This is a genomic window from Salinicola sp. (genome assembly GCF_982684285.1).
On record NZ_CEXLVS010000410.1, the window covers coordinates 1 to 1,936 of the forward strand.

A 1,936-nucleotide genomic window follows, 5' to 3' on the forward strand; every position below is an offset into this window, starting at 1 on the left:
TGATGGTTCATTGATTCGCTTTGATACTAATGCAGCTGTTTTACTAAATGCTGCACTTCAACCAATTGGTACTCGTATCTTTGGCCCAGTGACTCGTGAGCTTCGTGGTGAGAAGTTTATGAAGATTATTTCATTAGCGCCTGAAGTGCTATAAGTTAGGAATTGCTGAGATGGAAAGATTAAGAAAAGGCGATCAAGTTGTTGTTACAGCTGGTAAGGATCGTGGTAAACAAGGTGAAATCCTAAACCTGGGAACAGAAGGTAAGTTCTTGGTCCAAGGTATTAATCTTGTTAAAAAACATACAAAACCAAATCCTGCATTAGGAACGGCCGGTGGCATTGTTGAGAAAGAAATGACGATTGATGGTTCAAACCTAGCATTGTTAAATCCTGAAACAGGAAAAGGCGATAAGGTTGGTTTTAAAATTTTAGATGATGGTCAAAAGGTTCGCGTTTTCAAATCAAACGGCGAAGCTGTTGGCGCTTAGGCTACGATAGGTAAATACAGTGAGCAGATTAAAAGATTTTTATCGTGAAACAGTAGTTAAGCAGTTAACAGAACAGTTTGGCTATAAAACAGTTATGGAAGTGCCAAAGATCACCAAGATCACACTTAATATGGGTGTGGGTGAAGCATTGACTGACAAGAAGGTTTTAGAGAATGCAGTTGCTGACATGGAGAAAATCTCTGGTCAGAAAGTAGTCATTACTAAAGCTAGAAAGTCTATCGCTGGCTTCAAATTGCGTGAAGGCTGGCCGGTAGGTTGTAAAGTTACACTTCGTGCGGAACGTATGTATGACTTCTTAGATCGTTTGATAACAATTTCTATTCCTCGGATTCGTGACTTTCGTGGCTTAAATCCTAAGTCATTTGATGGTCAAGGAAACTATAGTATGGGAATTAAAGAGCAAATTATCTTCCCGGAAATCGAATACGATAAAATTGATGTTTTACGTGGTATGGATATTACTATCACGACATCTGCAACAAATGCAGATGAATCCCGAGCATTGTTATCGGCATTCAAGTTTCCTTTTAGAAAATAAATATTGGTTGGATGGAATAAGTTATGGCTAAAGTTTGCATGGTTAATCGCGAGATTAAAAGAGCGAAAATGGTAAAAAAATACGCAGTAAAACGTGCGGAATTAAAGAAGCGGATGATTGATGTCTCAATAAGTTTTGATGAGCGTCAAGAGGCGGCTAAGAAATTTCACGCTTTACCACGTAACTCAAGCTCTGTTCGCATGAGAAACCGTTGTGAAATTACTGGGCGTCCTCATGGCTACTACCGTAAATTTGGTTTGTCTCGAAACAAATTACGTGAGCATGCAATGAAGGGTGATATCCCTGGTTTAGTGATGGCGAGTTGGTAAATAACCAACCTATATTGGAGCTAATTTAAAATGAGTATGACAGACCCAATCGCAGATATGCTGACGCGCATTCGTAATGCACAGCAAGCGAATAAAAGTGATGTAACTATGCCTTCTTCTAAGGTTAAAGTAAGCATTGCAGATGTCTTAAAAGACGAAGGTTATATTGCAGCTTATAACGTAAGTGATGTGGACGGTAAAGCAACGCTTTCTGTTTCATTGAAATATTACGAAGGTAAGGCAGTTATTTCAAAGATCGACAGAGTAAGCCGTCCTGGTCTGCGAGTTTATAAATCAGCAACTGATATACCAACAGTAATCGGTGGCTTGGGTGTGGCTATTATATCTACATCGCAAGGCGTAATGGCTGGTCGTAAGGCGAAAGCACTAGGCCAGGGTGGTGAAATCCTGTGCGCAGTAAGCTAAGCCTTATTATTTGGAGATTGTAAAATGTCACGTATTGCAAACGCACCAGTAGAAATACCAGCAGGTGTAGAAGTATCATTAAATGGTGCTGAAATCTCTATTAAAGGTGCTAAAGGCTCATTGAGTCGTAGTGT

General features: G+C 39.7%; 5 protein-coding genes. All 5 read left to right on the plus strand.

The window, feature by feature from the left end; genetic code table 11:
• On the plus strand, positions 1-154 hold a 154-nt coding region (locus AC3AYF_RS20495), incomplete at its 5' end, for an uL14 family ribosomal protein (RefSeq protein ID WP_487780321.1).
• Between the two features lie 16 nt (positions 155-170).
• Complete coding sequence (gene rplX, locus AC3AYF_RS20500; RefSeq protein ID WP_487780317.1) at positions 171-488, plus strand: 50S ribosomal protein L24; 318 nt, start codon at positions 171-173, stop codon at positions 486-488.
• 19 nt (positions 489-507) lie between these two features.
• Positions 508-1,047, plus strand: a complete 540-nt coding sequence (gene rplE / locus AC3AYF_RS20505) for a 50S ribosomal protein L5 (RefSeq protein ID WP_487780318.1) — start codon at positions 508-510, stop codon at positions 1,045-1,047.
• 23 nt (positions 1,048-1,070) lie between these two features.
• A complete protein-coding gene (gene rpsN / locus AC3AYF_RS20510; RefSeq protein ID WP_487780319.1) occupies positions 1,071-1,376 on the plus strand; it encodes a 30S ribosomal protein S14 in 306 nt (101 codons plus the stop codon).
• A 30-nt stretch (positions 1,377-1,406) separates the two neighbouring features.
• Entirely contained in the window at positions 1,407-1,802 is a 396-nt protein-coding gene (gene rpsH, locus AC3AYF_RS20515; protein ID WP_487780320.1) for a 30S ribosomal protein S8, read from the plus strand.
• Positions 1,803-1,936: the final 134 nt, after the last annotated feature.

Excerpts from the sequence above, each read along its gene's own strand:
- rplX (WP_487780317.1), top strand. The coding sequence starts at position 171 with ATGGAAAGATTAAGAAAAGGCGATCAAGTTGTTGTTACAGCTGGTAAG.
- rpsN (WP_487780319.1), top strand. The coding sequence starts at position 1,071 with ATGGCTAAAGTTTGCATGGTTAATCGCGAGATTAAAAGAGCGAAAATG.
- rpsH (WP_487780320.1), top strand. The coding sequence starts at position 1,407 with ATGAGTATGACAGACCCAATCGCAGATATGCTGACGCGCATTCGTAAT.